Source organism: Mycolicibacterium psychrotolerans (genome assembly GCF_010729305.1).
GTDB lineage: Bacteria > Actinomycetota > Actinomycetes > Mycobacteriales > Mycobacteriaceae > Mycobacterium > Mycobacterium psychrotolerans.
Genome location: NZ_AP022574.1, coordinates 1,003,636 through 1,018,672 on the forward strand (window position 1 = coordinate 1,003,636; position 15,037 = coordinate 1,018,672).

General features: G+C 69.2%; 17 protein-coding genes. 6 read left to right on the forward strand and 11 right to left on the reverse strand.

All coding sequences use genetic code 11. The features are described from left to right. Positions 1-45 precede the first annotated feature (45 nt). Genes G6N45_RS04940 through G6N45_RS04965 form a run of 6 tightly spaced genes read right to left on the reverse strand, consistent with a single transcriptional unit; the run spans position 46 to position 6,330 of the window. The gene (locus tag G6N45_RS04940) at positions 46-753 is read right to left on the reverse strand and encodes a gluconate 2-dehydrogenase subunit 3 family protein (protein WP_163720653.1); all 708 of its coding nucleotides are present in this window, start codon (positions 751-753) and stop codon (positions 46-48) included. Beyond that, on the reverse strand, positions 753-1,196 hold the full coding sequence (locus tag G6N45_RS04945; RefSeq protein ID WP_163720654.1) for a hypothetical protein: 444 nt from the start codon (positions 1,194-1,196) through the stop codon (positions 753-755). The genes G6N45_RS04940 and G6N45_RS04945 overlap by 1 nt, the downstream gene beginning before the upstream one ends. Further along, positions 1,196-2,992 (reverse strand): thiamine pyrophosphate-requiring protein, encoded by a 1,797-nt coding sequence (locus G6N45_RS04950; RefSeq protein WP_163720655.1) that lies wholly within the window; start codon positions 2,990-2,992, stop codon positions 1,196-1,198. The genes G6N45_RS04945 and G6N45_RS04950 overlap by 1 nt, the downstream gene beginning before the upstream one ends. 28 nt (positions 2,993-3,020) lie before the next feature. Next, on the reverse strand, positions 3,021-4,034 hold the full coding sequence (locus G6N45_RS04955; RefSeq protein ID WP_163720656.1) for an SDR family oxidoreductase: 1,014 nt from the start codon (positions 4,032-4,034) through the stop codon (positions 3,021-3,023). Beyond that, positions 4,031-5,818, reverse strand: coding sequence for a glycoside hydrolase family 15 protein (locus G6N45_RS04960; protein WP_163720657.1), 1,788 nt, complete (start codon positions 5,816-5,818; stop codon positions 4,031-4,033). The genes G6N45_RS04955 and G6N45_RS04960 overlap by 4 nt, the downstream gene beginning before the upstream one ends. Beyond that, complete coding sequence (locus G6N45_RS04965) at positions 5,815-6,330, reverse strand: hypothetical protein (RefSeq protein ID WP_163720658.1); 516 nt, start codon at positions 6,328-6,330, stop codon at positions 5,815-5,817. The genes G6N45_RS04960 and G6N45_RS04965 overlap by 4 nt, the downstream gene beginning before the upstream one ends. A gap of 44 nt (positions 6,331-6,374) precedes the next feature. Here G6N45_RS04965 and G6N45_RS04970 point away from each other — a divergent pair, with 44 nt between their 5' ends. Continuing rightward, on the forward strand, positions 6,375-6,902 hold the full coding sequence (locus tag G6N45_RS04970) for a MarR family winged helix-turn-helix transcriptional regulator (protein ID WP_246228888.1): 528 nt from the start codon (positions 6,375-6,377) through the stop codon (positions 6,900-6,902). Positions 6,903-6,913: 11 nt separating this feature from the next. On the opposite strand, the gene G6N45_RS04975 is transcribed toward G6N45_RS04970, so the two are convergent. Beyond that, positions 6,914-7,945, reverse strand: coding sequence for a fused (3R)-hydroxyacyl-ACP dehydratase subunits HadA/HadB (locus tag G6N45_RS04975; protein ID WP_163720659.1), 1,032 nt, complete (start codon positions 7,943-7,945; stop codon positions 6,914-6,916). 73 nt (positions 7,946-8,018) lie between these two features. On the opposite strand from G6N45_RS04975, the gene G6N45_RS04980 reads away from it, so the two are divergent. Further along, positions 8,019-8,534 (forward strand): MarR family winged helix-turn-helix transcriptional regulator, encoded by a 516-nt coding sequence (locus G6N45_RS04980; protein ID WP_163720660.1) that lies wholly within the window; start codon positions 8,019-8,021, stop codon positions 8,532-8,534. Here the strand turns inward: G6N45_RS04980 and G6N45_RS04985 are convergent, their stop codons facing one another. Continuing rightward, a complete protein-coding gene (locus G6N45_RS04985) occupies positions 8,535-9,278 on the reverse strand; it encodes an SDR family oxidoreductase (RefSeq protein ID WP_163720661.1) in 744 nt (247 codons plus the stop codon). It lies immediately after the preceding gene. A 75-nt stretch (positions 9,279-9,353) separates the two neighbouring features. Between G6N45_RS04985 and G6N45_RS04990 the strand changes: the two genes are divergently transcribed. Together G6N45_RS04990 and G6N45_RS04995 are read left to right on the forward strand one after the other, a co-directional pair. Beyond that, a complete protein-coding gene (locus tag G6N45_RS04990; protein WP_057149780.1) occupies positions 9,354-9,560 on the forward strand; it encodes a zinc-ribbon domain-containing protein in 207 nt (68 codons plus the stop codon). 38 nt (positions 9,561-9,598) lie between these two features. After that, complete coding sequence (locus G6N45_RS04995; RefSeq protein ID WP_163720662.1) at positions 9,599-10,588, forward strand: glycoside hydrolase family 6 protein; 990 nt, start codon at positions 9,599-9,601, stop codon at positions 10,586-10,588. 20 nt (positions 10,589-10,608) lie between these two features. Here the strand turns inward: G6N45_RS04995 and G6N45_RS05000 are convergent, their stop codons facing one another. Then, positions 10,609-11,295: a PAS and ANTAR domain-containing protein gene (locus tag G6N45_RS05000; protein ID WP_246228890.1), complete on the reverse strand. Its 687-nt coding sequence runs from the start codon at positions 11,293-11,295 to the stop codon at positions 10,609-10,611. A 430-nt stretch (positions 11,296-11,725) separates the two neighbouring features. Between G6N45_RS05000 and G6N45_RS05015 the strand changes: the two genes are divergently transcribed. Continuing rightward, the gene (locus G6N45_RS05015; protein WP_163720663.1) at positions 11,726-12,559 is read left to right on the forward strand and encodes a nitroreductase family protein; all 834 of its coding nucleotides are present in this window, start codon (positions 11,726-11,728) and stop codon (positions 12,557-12,559) included. On the opposite strand, the gene G6N45_RS05020 is transcribed toward G6N45_RS05015, so the two are convergent. Together G6N45_RS05020 and G6N45_RS05025 are read right to left on the reverse strand one after the other, a co-directional pair. Then, complete coding sequence (locus G6N45_RS05020; protein ID WP_163720664.1) at positions 12,503-13,024, reverse strand: STAS domain-containing protein; 522 nt, start codon at positions 13,022-13,024, stop codon at positions 12,503-12,505. The two genes, G6N45_RS05015 and G6N45_RS05020, sit on opposite strands and share 57 nt — an antisense overlap. A gap of 246 nt (positions 13,025-13,270) precedes the next feature. Beyond that, on the reverse strand, positions 13,271-14,332 hold the full coding sequence (locus G6N45_RS05025) for an NADP-dependent oxidoreductase (protein WP_246228891.1): 1,062 nt from the start codon (positions 14,330-14,332) through the stop codon (positions 13,271-13,273). Between the two features lie 102 nt (positions 14,333-14,434). Between G6N45_RS05025 and G6N45_RS05030 the strand changes: the two genes are divergently transcribed. Beyond that, the gene (locus tag G6N45_RS05030) at positions 14,435-15,037 is read left to right on the forward strand and encodes a TetR/AcrR family transcriptional regulator (protein ID WP_163727811.1); all 603 of its coding nucleotides are present in this window, start codon (positions 14,435-14,437) and stop codon (positions 15,035-15,037) included.

Sequence of the window (15,037 nt, forward strand, 5' to 3'; positions counted from 1 at the left end):
CCAACCAGGCCGATGCGTTGCGATGCCGGACGGCACTCCCGTCGCTCATCGAATCACTTCCTCGGTGAGGTCGGTGTCGGCGCGGCGGGCAGCCTCCACACGTGCGGCGAACGGCACCGGGTCGATGTCGCGGTGATCGGACACCTCGTATGATTCGCGGGCGTTGATGCCGGGGTTGAGGTAACCGCCGGGGTAGGCGGGGCCGGGGAAGCCGATCTCGTTCCACGCCCAGGGGTGGGAGTAGAAAGCCGTGCAGGCGTACCGTGTCCACAGACTCCAGATGTGGCGGGCAGGCCGGTCATGCCATCGGCGTCCCGCGTCAGCGTGGTCCTGGACGTCCTGGAGCAGACGTGCCTGTCGGGTGGCATCGAGGTTCCCGTAGTCCGTGCCGTACCGTTCGTGGGCGTCCGCGTCGAGTGCGGCCAGCGTCTCGCGCCACGCTGCCGCGTCGCCGGGCATGTCGTCGTAGTGCCATCCGTCGGTTTCGCCCGCGGCCAGCCGGGCGTCGATCAGAGCCAGCACTGACACCCGCGGTTCGGCGTCCTGAGCCAGCAGCAGATCGAGGAGCGGCTCGGCCACCCTCACTTCGTCGGTGGTGAAGAACGTCGGCGGGCCCGGCGGAGCGAGTCGGTCGAGGACGACGTCGGCCGTCGGCCGGTCCCATTGGTGCGCCTGCGTCAGCACGTCGAAACCCGGGAACCGGCCGCGCCCCTGCGGAGTGACGGCCCGCTGCAGGTCTCTCCGGGTCGACATCATCGATTTCCGTTGCCGGACAGTTGCTCCCGGCGGAGCAGTGCGGCGAGCAGGCCCATGCCACCTACCAACGAGGCCAGCAGCGGGGCGAACGCCGGCGGGCCGGATTCCAGGTTGTACCTGGTCAGGCCCCCGGGACGCTGCGCGATGCCGCGCCAGTGCAGGTAGGTTCCCTGGACACCGTTGACGACGATCAGTGCGCTCGCCACGGGAAGCACCGTGTGGGCGGCGCGGCGGGAGAAGAACCCGGCCAGCCCGGCGGGGACGGCCGTGGGCACGATGACGACCGGCCAGTACATCATGCGGTTCCCGAAGCTCGCCCCGTCATGGGAGAGGTAGATCTCGGCTGTGGTGACGGCGGCCCCGGCGGCTGTCAGCGCCGAGAGGGTGCGTTCGAATCGTCCTGTGCGGATCGCCTGTACCGCCGCGCGCAGAAGTGTCATCACCGGACCTTCTTCTCGCTCGGAAAGTACTGCTGCACCTTCTGTTTGATGCCCTGCTTGATGAAGCCGGCGCTGTCTTCATCACCGCCGACGACGGCTTCGACGAGCGATTTGGCCTGATCGAAGGTCGCATGCGGCGGTATGGGCGGCACGTTCGGATCGCAGCGGACGTCGAGCACGGTGGGCCGGTCGGCGGTCAGCGCGCGGTCCCACGCGTCGCCGAGCACGTCCGGATCGTCGATGTTGTCCCCGTGCAACCCGAGGCTGCGCGCGAACGCGGCGTAGTCGACATCGGGAAGTTCCTGCGAGGCCTCGAATTTCGGCGAGTTCTCCATCGCGCGCATCTCCCACGTGACCTGGTTGAGGTCGTTGTTGTGCAGGATTGCGATGATGAGGCGCGGGTCGGTCCACTGTTTCCAGTATTTGCTGATGGTGATCAGTTCGGCCAGGCCGTTCATCTGCATCGCGCCGTCTCCGACGAACGCGATGGTGGGTCGATCGGGGTGTGCCCATTTCGCACCGATGACATACGGCACGCCGGGGCCCATCGTGGCGAGGGTGCCGGACAGCGAGCCACGCACGTCGCCGCGGAACTTGAGATGCCGCGCGTACCAGTTGGCCGACGAACCGGAATCGGCCGCGATGATGGCGTTGTCCGGCATCCGCTCCGACAGCTCCCAGAAGATCCGCATGGGGTTGACGGGATCGGCATCGGTCATCGCCCGGCGTTGCACGGTGGTCCACCAACTCGCCACCCACTTCTCGATGCTGTCGCGCCACGACCGGTCAGTCTTGCGTTCCAGCAACGGGATCAGCGCCCGCAGCGTGCTCTTGGCGTCGCCGACGAGGTTGATCTCATAGGGGTAGCGCATCCCGATCCACTTACCGGAGCGGTCGATCTGCACGGCGCGTGCCTGGTCGAGATCGGGCAGGAACTGGGTGTACGGGAAGTTCGACCCGACGGTGAGGAGCGTGTCGCAGTCTTGCATCAGATGCCAGCTCGCGGTCGTGCCGAGCAGCCCGATGGAGCCGGTCACCCACGGCAGGTCGTCGGGCAGAACATCCTTGCCGAGAAGGGCTTTGGCAGCGCCGGCGCCGAGCAGGTCGGCGAGCTCGGTCAGCTCGGCGGCGCATCCGCGAGCACCCTGTCCGACGAGCATGGCCAGCTTGTGGCCGGCATTGAGCAGATCGGCGGTGCGGTGCAGCGCGTCGTCATCGGGGACCACATGCGCCTCCGAGATGCCCAAGCTCGAGGGCACCTGCTTGAACGCATGCCCCGGCGGCTCGTAGGGAAGCTCGAGGACGTCGGAGGGCACGATGATCGCGGTGGGCGCGCCCTCGCTGAGCGCGATGCGGATGGCGCGATCGATCAGGTTGGGCAGCTGCTTCGGGACGGTGCACATCTGGACGTATTCACTGCACACGTCTTTGAACAGGCTCAATAGGTCGATCTCTTGCTGGTAGGAGCCGCCCATCGCCGAGCGTTCGGTCTGGCCGACGATCGCGACCACCGGGACATGGTCGAGCTTCGCGTCGTAGAGCCCGTTGAGCAGATGCACCGCTCCCGGCCCGCTTGTGGCCACGCACACCCCCACCCGGCCGGAGAACTTGGCGAAGCCGACCGCTTCGAACGCGGCCATCTCTTCGTGGCGGGCCTGGACGAACTGGGGGTTGTCGCCGGCGCGCTGCCATGCGGCGAGCAGGCCGTTGATGCCGTCACCGGGGAACCCGAAGACCTGTTTGACGTCCCATTCCCGTAGCCGGGCGAGCAGAACGTCACCGACGGTATCTGACATGTCGTCTCCCTTCGAAAGGTGTTGCGGGTCAATTCCGGTGGTGGGTCAGTACCGCCCCGCCAGCGGTCAGGGCGGCAGCGGCGAGGGACAACGTGCGCGCATGCCGGGACAGCCAGACCTGCCCCGAGTTGCGCAGCGAGCGGTCATCGAAGGATCCGTGGGCGCCGTGATCGGTGCCGGGGTCCTGGTCGAGTGGCTCCCACAGGTTGTTCGGTCGGTCCGGATCGACCGGAGCGCCGGTCTGCTGCGACGAGTAGCCCGTGCGCGCGAGGTAGCGATCCAGCACGGCCGGCATGGCACGCTGCCCGAGCACCGTCGCGGCGGTGCTGACGCCGACCCAGTACTGCTTGCGCCGGGGATGCTCGGCGGCCCGTACCACCGCGCGGGCAGCCACCTCGGGTTGATAGATCGGGGGAACGGGTTGCGGGTGGCGCGGCAGCCGGGACAGCACCCAGTCGAACTGAGGTGTGTTGAGCGCAGGCATCTGCACGACGGTGATGTGCACGTTGCTGTGGTCATGCAGGAGTTCGGTGCGGACGGATTCGGTGAATCCGTTGATCGCGTGTTTGGCGCCGCAGTATGCCGACTGCAGTGGGATGGCGCGGGCGCCGAGTGCGGACCCGACCTGCACGACCGTGCCCGCATCGCGCGTTCTCATCCGCGCCAGTGCAGCCATGGTGCCGTGCACGAAGCCCAGATAGCTGACCTCGGTGACGCGGCGGAACTCGGCGGGTTCGATCTCGGTGAACGGTGCGAACACCGCGGTGAAGGCCACGTTGACCCACACGTCGATCGGTCCGAATGTGTCCTCCACCCGGGTGGCGGCGTCGTCCACCTGGTCGAAGTCGGAGACATCGACGGGCAGGCACAGCGCCCGGCCGCCGGCGGCCTCGACGTCCTCGGCAGCGCCGCGCAGACCGGCGGCTCCGCGGGCCAGCAGCGCGACGGAGTCTCCGCGCCGCCCGAAAGCACGAGCGGCGGCACGCCCGATGCCGGCGCTGGCTCCGGTGACGACGACGGTGCGGGGCGGGGTGACGGTCACGACGCTTCCTTTCGGGTGCTGTTCGGTGAGAGGTGGGGAGGATGGGCCACGCGCAACGACGATTCGACGAGCAGCGCGTGCACGAACGCCTGCGGGATGTTGCCGCGGAGCTGGCGCTGCTCGACGTCGTACTCCTCGCCGAACAGGCCGGGCGGCCCGCATGCTGCGCGGTTACGTTCGAAGTACCGGGTGGCGCCGACGACGTCGCCGCGCTGCAGACAGGCCAGTGCGGTCCAGAAACCGCACAGCAGGAATGCCCCCTCGGACTCGGCGAGCGGCCGGTCGTCGTGGCGGAAGCGGTAGACGAACCCGTCGTCTTCGAGTTCGTCGAGCACGGCGCGCAACGTCGCGACGCTGCGCGGGTCGTCGGGTGGAACGGCGCCCCGCAGGGCCGGCACCAGCAGCGCCGCGTCGACGCGGGGATCGTCGGGAGCGCGCTGCCAGCGCCCGCTCGGATGCACGCAGTCGGTGCTCGCTGCCAGGATGGCGTCGGCCAGCGTCTCGTACCGCGACGCATCCCGCGCGCCGGCGTGTGTGGCGATCGCCCGCAGCCCGGCGACACAGGTCAGTCGCGAGTGCGCCCAGTTCCGCATCTCGAGTTCCCACACGCCGGCATCGGGTTGACGCCATCGCTCGGCGATGGCCGATGCGGCGATGGCAGCGGCCCGTTGGCCCTCGTCGTCGAGACGGTCGTGACGGGCGGCCGCGGCGAACAACAGCAGCGCCTCGCCGAAGACGTCGAGCTGGAACTGACCGTGCGCGTGATTCCCGAGAACATCGGTGCCGCCGGGATATCCGGGTAACCGCAGCGAACTCTCGTCGGGTACGGCTGCGCCGTCGACGCGGTAGGCGGGCCGAAGGTCGGGCCCGTCGGTCAGCAGCCGCGCAGCGACGAAGCCGACGGCGTCGTCGAGTACCGAATGGGGTCCGTCGAGGGCAACCGCCTCACCCGCGTAACACTGATCGCGGATCCACACATACCGGTAGTCGTAGTTGCGGCGCTGCTCGGCACGCTCGGGCAAACTCATCGTCGTGGCGGCCACCATGCCTCCGCCCGGACTGGTCATGCCGCGCAGCACCGCATAGGAATGCCGCGTGTCTCGGGGCGCGGCGCTCGCGGTGAACGCGGGAAGTGTTTTTTCCCATGCATTCTCGGTCGCAGACCACAGTGCGTCGGGGTGGGGTAACGGGTCGGCGCCGGAGCGATCGGACACTTCGACGACCACGTCGTGGTGGCCGCTCTGCGCCAGCTTGACGTCGCAGCGCAGGGCCGTGACCGCGGCGACATCGTCGGTCACCTCTGCGTGTGCGATGCCGTCCACCGTGACGCGCAGTGGGCCGCATATGGCGTGCCAACGACCGCGGTCGTCCCGAACCAGTTCGTCCATGCCGTACTGCCCGAATCCAGCGGCGGGCGCGAATGTGATTGTCGCACAGGCATCGCCGCGTACGGCGACGAGCCGGCGCATCAGTACGGCACGGTGGGGGTCGCCGGGGTAGGCGAGCGCTTCGCGACACTCGGTGATGCCGTCGGTGGTCACCCAGCGCGAACGCCAGATCAGGCTGCCGTCCTCGTAGTGCCCGCCCCAGACGAACCGGCCCCGAGGCGTGATCGCGAAGGCGCCGGTGCCGCCGATCAGCGCGGAGAAGACGGCGTCGCTGTCCCATCGCGGCGCGCACATCCAGCTGATCTCGCCGCGCGGTCCGATCAGCGCCCCGCGGTATCCGTCGGCAAGCAAGGCGTACTCCCGCAGTACGTGCGGGTCGCCGATACGGGCGGTCACCGCCGCCCCCTCCGATCGGAACCGGTCACACGCCGGCGGGGGATCCAATCGGGTCCCTGGATCTGGTCGGGGAGCACCCACATCGCCGACGCGATGCTCCAGCAGAAGAGCACGGTCCACAGCAGGATCGCAGGCGCAGTGAAACCCAGTGGTCCAGGAGCGTGATGCACCGCCGCCACCCCGCAGATGATCATCACCGCGACGGTGGCGGCGCTCATCGTCAGAGTGAAGATCTTGGCCACCTGCCGCCGCGTGCAGGCCAGGGCCGCTGCGCATCCGATGCCCAGCAGAACGATGCTCAGCGGCAGGGTGAGTGGCACCCCGAGCACGCGCCAGCCTTCGTGCCGGTTGTCGACGGCCACCCCGAGCACGCCGATCAGCCCGAGCAGGCCCGTAGCGACCGCCTCCGCTGCAAGTAGCCGACGCGCCTGTCGCCAGTGCGGTGGGTTGAGGCTGACCCGGCGCAGGTCGTCGGTCTCCGGCGGCAGCGGTCCTCGGGTGTCTCGTGCCATGGCGCCTCCTCATCCGTTGCTTGGAAGCAAAGTATCCAATATGGATGATATCCAAACTGGAAAAATATTTCGGCGGATGTCGTGCGATGTGGAGGTATGCTGCGAGCCTGATGGCGCCCCGACGAACAGAGACGACCGATTACGCAGCGGAGCTCGAGCACGCGACGCGTGGTCTTCTCGCGTTGAATGTCGTGGTGCTCGAAGAGATCCAGAAACGCGTCGGGCTACCCACCCTGCGCGCGCTGCAGTCCTTGGAGCGCCTGGGGCCCAGTCTGGTCACCGAGTTGGGGGAAGATCTGGACCTGGCGCCGTCGAGCGCGAGCCGGCTCAGTGACCGGCTCGCCGAGGCCGGACTCATCACCCGAAGCATCCCGCCCCACAACCGGCGCGCAACGCTGCTCGAGCTGACCGACGCAGGCCGGTCGGTGCTCGACGAAGTCGTCGCGCAGCGGGTCGAGCGTCTGGGCGGCGTCGCGGCGCAGATGAGCAGCCGCGAGCGCGAGCAACTTCTCGCGGGGGCAAGCGCCTTCACCGCCGCCTACAGCCGACTGGCGGCCCGGCACATCACGTGATCCGGCTGCGTTCAGCGGAAGCGGATGCCCAGCGTCGCGAGACCGAAGATCTTCTTGCCGGCCGACTTGGCGCCGACGATGACGACCCCGGACCGCGTCGCCGGGTCCAGTGACTTCACCTTGCCGCTGAACTCGACGTCGGCGCCCTCCTTGGCCGGCACGATCGCCGGCGAGGAGAGCCGCACGGCGAAGCGGGTGGCGGCCCCGGGATCGCCGGTCCACGCGGAGGCGAAGCCCGCGCCCAGCCCCATCGTGAGCATGCCGTGGGCGATCACGTCGGGCAGCCCGGCGAGCTTGGCGATGTCCTCGTCCCAGTGGATCGGGTTCGCGTCGCCGGCCACGCCCGCGTAGTTCACCAGGTCGCCGCGGGACAGCCGGGTGTGGTGCACGGGCAGCGCCTCGCCGACCTGCAGCTCGTCGAACGAGCGGCTCCCCGGCGTGCGGGTCTCACCACCCTCGGACACCCGGATCGTCCCCTCGGGCCGAATCGTCTTGTGGTACTGCGCGTCCGGACCCCCGATGTCGAGGATGTTCATGTCGTGCATCATCGCGTTCTGCACCGCGGTCTTGACGTCGGCGCCGATGTCCTCGGCGGTCACGCCGACCACGGTGGTGTGCAGCGTGTGCACCCGCTCCCCGGCCGTATCAGTGAACGTGTTGGTGACCGTGATCAGGTCGCGGCCGGCGATCCTGCGCACCGAGGTCAGTTCCACGTCGATCTTCAACTCGTCACCGGCGACGATCGGGCGGTGCTGCTCGAACACCTCCTCGGTCTGCATGTAGGTGTCGTAGCCGACGACCACCTCCTCGAACATGCGCCGATTGCACTGCATGCCCGGGGCGGAGGTGAACGTCAGCGGCGCGATCAGGTCGGGGTAGCCCAGTTCCGCGGCGGCCGCGACATCCCAGTGCGCGGGGTGGTAGTCCTGAACGGCGCGGGCGTACTCGCGCAGCTTCTCGCGGCCGACCAGGTACGTGCCGTCCATCTGGTAGTAGTGGCCGACGCGGGCTTCGAGCGGCGACGTTTCTGCCGGTGCGGTCATGGACAGCACAGTAACGCGCAGCCCGAAAGGCGAATGTTCCGAGCATGCCCGGCGGCGCGCCACACTTGTCGGCATGGCAGCACGGCCGGGCAAGGCGACGCGCGACGGGCTCACCCCGTCGCAGCAGCGCGCGTGGGTCAGCTACATGCGGGTCTACCACCGCCTCGAGTACGAGATGAACCGGCACCTGCAGCGGGACTGCGGTCTGTCGCTCGGCGACTACACGGTGCTCAACGCGCTCGACAACGCGCCGGAGCGGACGGCGCAGCTGTCCAACCTCGCGACCGTGATCGGCTGGGAGCGCAGCCGGCTCTCCCATCACCTGCAGCGGATGGCCCGCCGCGGCCTGGTCGAGCGGCTGCAGTCGGCCGAGGACGGCCGAGCCATCGACATCACTGTGACCCCCGAGGGCGCGCAGCGGTTCCGGGCCGCTGTCCCGGTGCACGCAGCGTGGGTGCGCAGCACGGTCTTCTCCGACACCGACCACGGCCAGGAAGCGGCCCTCGCCGACATCCTGGCCGCGGTCTACGACTCCGTCCTGCGGCGCGGGACGCTGCCGCCGCCGGACTTCGGCCCGCCGGCCGAGTAGTCACAGCTGCTCTGAGCCGCCGTCGACGAACAGCTCCGCGCCGGTCATGAAGCTGCTCTGCTCGGAGGCGAGGAACAGCACCGCCGCGGCGATCTCCTCGGGCCGGCCGACCCGCCCCAGCGGCACCTTCGCCGCCTCCCCGTCGAGCAGCTCCTGCTCGTTGCCGGGCGCCAGCCCGACCAGTCCGGGTGTCTCGACCGGCCCCGGCACCACGGTGTTGACCCGGATGCCGCTGCTCGCCAGTTCGGCGGCCCACGTCCGGCCGAAGGACCGGATGGCCGCCTTCGTCGCGGCGTACACGCTGAACGCGGGAGTGCCGTTGGACGCCGACGTCGATCCCGCGAGGATCACCGATGCGCCCTTGTTGAGTAGCGGCAGCACTTTCTGCACGGTGAACAGCGTGCCGCCGACGTTGGTGGTGAACGTGGAGGTGAAGTGCTCCACGGTGATGTCGGGCAGCGCCGCGAACTCGCCGCCGCCGGCGTTGGCGAACACGACGTCGAGGCCGTTGCCGCGGGCCCGGATCGCGTCGACGACCGCGTCGAGCTCCTCGGGTTCGGACACGTCGCTGCGCACGCCCGTCGCCGCCTTCCCGATCGAGGCAACCGCCGCGTCCAGTGCCTCCTGCCTGCGACCCGTGATGACGACGTGCGCGCCCTCGGCGGCGAGCCGCTGCGCGGTCGCCAGCCCGATGCCGGAGGTGCCGCCGGTGACCAATGCCGTCTTGCCGTCCAGCTGTCCCATGATGTCTCCCTTCGTCGTTGACGTCTGCTGCAACCTAGGTGACATGTCACCTATTCCCGCCTCTACGGTGGTGACGTGTTGTTCTTCCTGTTCGGCATCGGCACGAAGCAGAAGTACCTCGGTGCGGGGGACGTGCGTACCTGTCCGCGCTGCCACAACACGACGCAATGGACGCGGATGCGGCAGTTCCGGCAACTCACCGTCTTCTTCATCCCCGTCGTGCGGTGGAAGCGCAGGCAGTTCGAGGTCTGCGGGATCTGCGGCACCGCCCTCGCCGGCTGAGTACCGCTCGGATTGGCGCGAGGTCGACGACCCGCACTATGTTTCTCGGGGTGATCTCCCGCGCTGCCCGCGCCATCGCGCGCTGGACCGTTCCCTTCATGGCGGTTCTCACCGTCGCCGGCCTGGTGTCCGCTCCGGACCCGGCGATCCGGTTGGCCGCCGACGGCAACCCGCTGGCCGGACTGCCCTTCTACGTCAACCCCGAGTCGAAGGGCATGCGCGCCGCACGCGGCGTCGACAACCCCCAGCTGAACGCCGTGGTGAACACCCCGACCGCGTACTGGATGGATCAGCTCTCGACGCCCGCGGTCGACGCGAAGTACATCGCCGCGGCGCAGGCTGCGGGCACCATGCCGATCCTGGCGCTCTACGGCATCCCGCACCGCGACTGCGGCAGCTTCGCCGCAGGCGGCTTCGGCTCCGCAGGCGCCTACCGCAGCTGGATCGACGGCGTGGCGGGCGCCATCGGCTCCGGACCGGCGACCGTCATCCTCGAACCCGACGCGCTCGCCATGGCCGACTGCCTGTCAGGTGATCAGCGTCAGGAACGCTTCGATCTGATCTCGTATGCGGTGGACACGCTGACCCGCAACCCGGCCACCGCGGTGTACGTCGACGCCGGCCACTCGCGCTGGATCAGCGCCGAGGACATGGCGAACCGGCTCAACCAGGTCGGCGTCGGCAAGGCGCGTGGCTTCAGCCTCAACACCGCGAACTTCTTCACCACCGACGAGGAGATCGGCTACGGCAACGCGATCTCCGGCATGACGGGCGGCAAGCCCTTCGTCATCGACACCTCCCGCAACGGCGCCGGACCCGTCGAGGGCGACCCGCTGTACTGGTGCAATCCCGACGGCCGCGCCCTGGGCGCCGCCCCCACCACGAACACGGGCAACCCGCAGGTGGACGCCTTCCTGTGGATCAAGCGACCCGGTGAGTCCGACGGCTCCTGCGGTCGCGGGGAGCCCGGCGCCGGCACCTTCGTCAACCAGTACGCGATCGAGCTGGCCCGCAACGCGGGCTGGTAGCCGTACCCACTGGTGCTCCGCTACGGCGGGGTCTCCAGGGTCATCAGGAACCGGTCGAGCGGCCGGCGACGTGACTCGGGGATGCTCAGCAGGTGCGGCAAATCCTCCACCAGCCGGTGCGCGAACTCGCGGACCTTCACGTTCATCTCCTGAGAACGCCATTTCAGCACGGCGAACGCGGCGTCCGCGTCGATCTCGTAAGCGACCATCAACGCGCCCTTGGCCTGCTCGATGACGGCGCGCTCGACGACGATGCCGCCGAGCTTGTCGGTGACTTCTCGCTCCACGTCCGAGCTGACCGCCTTGGTGACGTCGACGTAGAAGCCGCGCGTCACCGTCACCGCGCCGCCCTCGGTCAGCGTCTCTCCCACGACGACCAGCGTCCGCGTCTCGCCCGCCGTGGTGATGATCCGGTGCCGTCCGCTGAACGGGCCGGGCGACGCCCGCCGGAGCGCCTCGACCTTCGCGAGGTCGTCGGGATGCTTGTGGCTCAGGATCAGCTCCGTCGTGGGCGTGACCGCAGCGGGCTCGTAACCGTGCATCTGTGCGACGGAGTCCGACCACGTCCACGTGTCGGTGTCGTAGCGGTACTCGAACCGGCCGACGCGCTGGGCGGCGCCACCCAGCAGGGCCTTGTCCAGCAGGTCGGGAGCGTCACCGGCACCGTTGGCCGGCGACACCGTCATCGGCTGGTCAGCGTGCTTCACAATCCCCTCAATAGCACAGCCGATCAGGCGGATCGGGGCGATCGGGCAACAGGTGACGCACTGGGCGGGCAGGGTGAACCCATGCGCACGCTGATCGACATCTCGGTGCCGCTCAAGGCGGGCATTGCGTCCGATCCGCCCGGGCTGCGGCCGCAGATCGAGTACCTCACCCACCGCGACACCGTGGCCGCGTTCTTCCCCGGCGCGCGGGCGGAGGACCTCCCCGACGGGGAAGGTGGGCTATGGCCTTGGCACAGGGGCCTTGGCACAGGCGCTGCCGTCCACCGGCTTCATGGTGTGCTGTTTCCCGGTCAAGGTGGACGCCGCCCCGGCAGGCTGGACCAGGGCCGTCGCGATCATCGACGCGTAGACCGCCGCCCGCCGCGTAGAGTTTTCGGACGAACTGTTCGATACGGAAGGTGAGCGCGAGGTGAGCGGACCCGACACCGCGACGCTGCACACGGTGCTGGAGACGGCGGCGTGGGCGCCGTCGGCGCAGAACTCGCAGCCGTGGCGGTGGCATGTGGACGCCGCCGGCCTGCATCTCGACGCCGACTGGGACCGCCGCCTCGGGGACAGCCCGTTCGACCGGAGCAATGTGCTGCTCGCCTGCGGCGCGGTGCTCGACCACTGTGCGCTTGCGTTGTCCGCGGCCGGCTGGGCTACGCGCATCCGCCGCTTCCCCGATCGCGCGGGCCGCCTCGCCTCCTTCGAACTGATCGAATCGGTGCCCCATCCGGCGTCGCGCGAACTGGTCGACATGATTCCGCGGCGACGGTCGGACCGCCGCCGGTACGGCGGGTCCGTGCTCCCGCCGACGACGGCTGAACTGCTGCTCATCCGTGCCGCACGATTCGGGGTGCAGTTCTCCGTGGTGCCCAAGGACCGCTGGCGCCGGCTCGAAGACGGCCAGGTGGAACTGCACTACGGCCGGGACGCCGCCGCCGTGCATCGCGACGACGACGGAGTGCTGGTGGTGCTCGCCACCGACGGTGACGACGACCTGGCGCGGCTGCGGGCGGGAGAGGCGGCGAGCCACCTGCTGCTCTCGGCCACCGCGCTGGGCCTGGCGTCGTGTCCGCTCACCGACCCGCTGCGCTCCACGCGTGACCGGCTCGCGCTGGCGTGCGAGATCTTCGACGGCCGAGCGCATCCGCAGATCCTCATGCGTATCGGTCCGCGGGCGGCCGGCGCCGCCGAATTGCCCTCAGCGGTGCGACGTCCGCTCGCCGAGACGACGACGTGGAGCCCGCTCAGCCGGTGACGACCGGTGCCAACCGGCCTGCGCGGTCCAGATGACGTGCTGCACCCCATGCGCCAGGCGGTCCAGACGCGCCAGCGCCGCGGACAGGTCGTCGACCAGAGGGAGTTCCCCATCCGGGTCGCAGACCGACAAAAGGCGCCGTACCGGGCGGTGGCCGACGATCACCCAGTCGACGTCGCTGCGCGCACAGTGCACGCTGATGTAGTACAGCGCGGTGAATCCGGCCGTTCCGAAGAAATCGACGGCGCGCAGGTCGAGGACGAGTTGCTTGGACACCCGGGTGTGGCGTTCCACGTACCGGCCGAACTCGCGGCCGTTGAGCGCGTCGATCTTGCCGACGACGGCGACGGCCACCCGCGTCTGGGAACAGTAGCGAGACGCGAATGTCGCCTTGCCGCAACGCATTTCGTCGTCATCTGAAATATTGGGGAAGGAAGAGCTTTGTTGCTTCGCGATGGCGGTCATGTGTCAACCTCTGGGGTTCAGCTGAACTCGTGAACACCGGACGTGGGAGCTGGTCGGCCACTCGGTCATGCGGGTACTGATCACAACACGTCCCGTGGGCTGGAAGCTCAACCTAGGTCAAGATAATACGGATTTCGTTTGAGCGGAAGATCTTGTACAATTCTCGCCGATCATGCTGCGAGCTGGGCCTCGCCGGCACCGTGACTGAGCTGCACTATTGACTGCAGGGCCAATCGCTTCGATGTGCTACGGAATTCGTTGTCCTACGGGTTCAGGCACAATTGCCCGTGCCTGCCCGACCACCGATAGCGCGATCTTGCCGCGCAGATGCCCCTGCTCGGCCCGCTCATGGGCGGCGCGGGCCTCGGCGAGACCGAAGGTGCTGTCCAGGGCGATCCTGACCGTGCCGTCGTCGAGCGTGCCTGCCAGCTCCGCGAGCTGCGCACCGTTGGAGCGGACCTGGGTCATCGACACCGTGACACCTCGCTCGATCGCCTCCGCGGGGTCGGAGAACCCGGGAAACACCGGGAACAACGCCCCGCCGGGTCGCAGGGTACGCAGGAAGCGGCCGGTGGCGGCTCCGCCGACGGTGTCGAGGACCAGATCGAGGCGGGCGACGGTGTCCTCGGGGGCGCGCTGTGTGTAGTCGATGACCTCGTCGGCGCCCAGCTCGCGCAGGAAGTCGGTGTGGCGGCCGGAGGCCACCGCGATGACATGTGCGCCGCGGGCCTTGGCCAGTTGCACGGCGACATGGCCGACACCGCCGGCCGCACCGTTGATCAACACCGTCGCGCCGTCCAGCGGCACCGGGCGATGCGCCTGCGGCTGCAGCGGATTCGGCTCCCCGTGGCCCAGCTCGAGCAGGAACTGCCAGGCGGTCAGCCCGGACATCGGCGCCGCCGCGGCGTGCAGGTGATCGATGCCGGCGGGCTTGCGCGCGAGATCCGCGGCGGGGGCCGAGACGTACTCGGCGTAGGCGGCGCTGTCGCCGAACGAGGGGAAGCGGATCATGCCGAACACGTCGTCACCGACCGCGAAATCGGCGACGTCGCGGGCGACGGCCGCCACGACGCCCGACACATCGGAACACGGGATGGCGGGCAGCGTGATCACCGGCCGCACGTCGGGCGGCAGCTCCTGGTGGGCGTAGCCGTCGCGCAGATACCAATCGGGAGGGTTCACCCCGATCGCGTGCACGCGGATCAGGACCTCGCCGGGCCCGGGCTCGGGGACCGGCACCGTCTCGTAGCGCAGCACCTCGGGCCCCCCGAAGTGATGCACTCGGACGGCCATCATCGTCGTCGCCATCTCGGTCCTCTCGTGTCGTCTTTCTATCGCACCGAATTGTTGCTTTAAGCTGTGAGGGCACAACACCAAGGCGCGGCACACCATTCCGGGGAGGCGGTCGACGTGCGGAACCGGCAGGTCACCCGGGGCGTGCGGACCGGAGGGCGCAGCGCCCGGGTCCGCGAGGCGATCCTCGAGGCCGCAGTCGCCGAACTGACTCACGCGGGATACTCCGCGCTGAGCATGGAGGCGATCGCCGCGCGGGCCGGAGTGAACAAGACGACCGTGTACCGGCGCTGGGCGACCCTGGACGACCTGCTCGTCGACGCCTTGACCGAGTGGTCGGTGGAGGCGGTGCGGGTTCCCGACACCGGGAGCATCGAGACCGACCTGCTGGCCCTCGGCCGCGATCTCGCGGATCTGCTCAACGGCGGGGTGGGACGGCAGGTGACGGCGATGGTCCTGACCGCCGGGCTGCGGTCCGAGCGCCTCGGCGAGGCGACCCGCCGCTACTTCGACCACCAGGCCGCCCGCGCGCGGCCGGTGGTCACCAGGGCGATCGAGCGGGCCGAGCTCCCCGCGGACTGCGATGCGGGACAACTGCTCTCGACATTCCGCGCACCGCTGTTCTACCGGCTGGTCACCACCGGCGACCCCATCGACGACGAGCTGATCCAGCGCGCCGCGGCCGTCGCGCTGATCGCCGCCCGCGCCGGACTGGTGTGA

Excerpts from the sequence above, each read along its gene's own strand:
- G6N45_RS04940 (WP_163720653.1), bottom strand. The coding sequence starts at position 753 with ATGTCGACCCGGAGAGACCTGCAGCGGGCCGTCACTCCGCAGGGGCGC.
- G6N45_RS04945 (WP_163720654.1), bottom strand. The coding sequence starts at position 1,196 with ATGACACTTCTGCGCGCGGCGGTACAGGCGATCCGCACAGGACGATTC.
- G6N45_RS04950 (WP_163720655.1), bottom strand. The coding sequence starts at position 2,992 with ATGTCAGATACCGTCGGTGACGTTCTGCTCGCCCGGCTACGGGAATGG.
- G6N45_RS04965 (WP_163720658.1), bottom strand. The coding sequence starts at position 6,330 with ATGGCACGAGACACCCGAGGACCGCTGCCGCCGGAGACCGACGACCTG.
- G6N45_RS04970 (WP_246228888.1), top strand. The coding sequence starts at position 6,375 with ATGATATCCAAACTGGAAAAATATTTCGGCGGATGTCGTGCGATGTGG.
- G6N45_RS04975 (WP_163720659.1), bottom strand. The coding sequence starts at position 7,945 with ATGACCGCACCGGCAGAAACGTCGCCGCTCGAAGCCCGCGTCGGCCAC.
- G6N45_RS04980 (WP_163720660.1), top strand. The coding sequence starts at position 8,019 with ATGGCAGCACGGCCGGGCAAGGCGACGCGCGACGGGCTCACCCCGTCG.
- G6N45_RS04985 (WP_163720661.1), bottom strand. The coding sequence starts at position 9,278 with ATGGGACAGCTGGACGGCAAGACGGCATTGGTCACCGGCGGCACCTCC.
- G6N45_RS04995 (WP_163720662.1), top strand. The coding sequence starts at position 9,599 with ATGTTTCTCGGGGTGATCTCCCGCGCTGCCCGCGCCATCGCGCGCTGG.
- G6N45_RS05020 (WP_163720664.1), bottom strand. The coding sequence starts at position 13,024 with ATGACCGCCATCGCGAAGCAACAAAGCTCTTCCTTCCCCAATATTTCA.
- G6N45_RS05025 (WP_246228891.1), bottom strand. The coding sequence starts at position 14,332 with ATGGCGACGACGATGATGGCCGTCCGAGTGCATCACTTCGGGGGGCCC.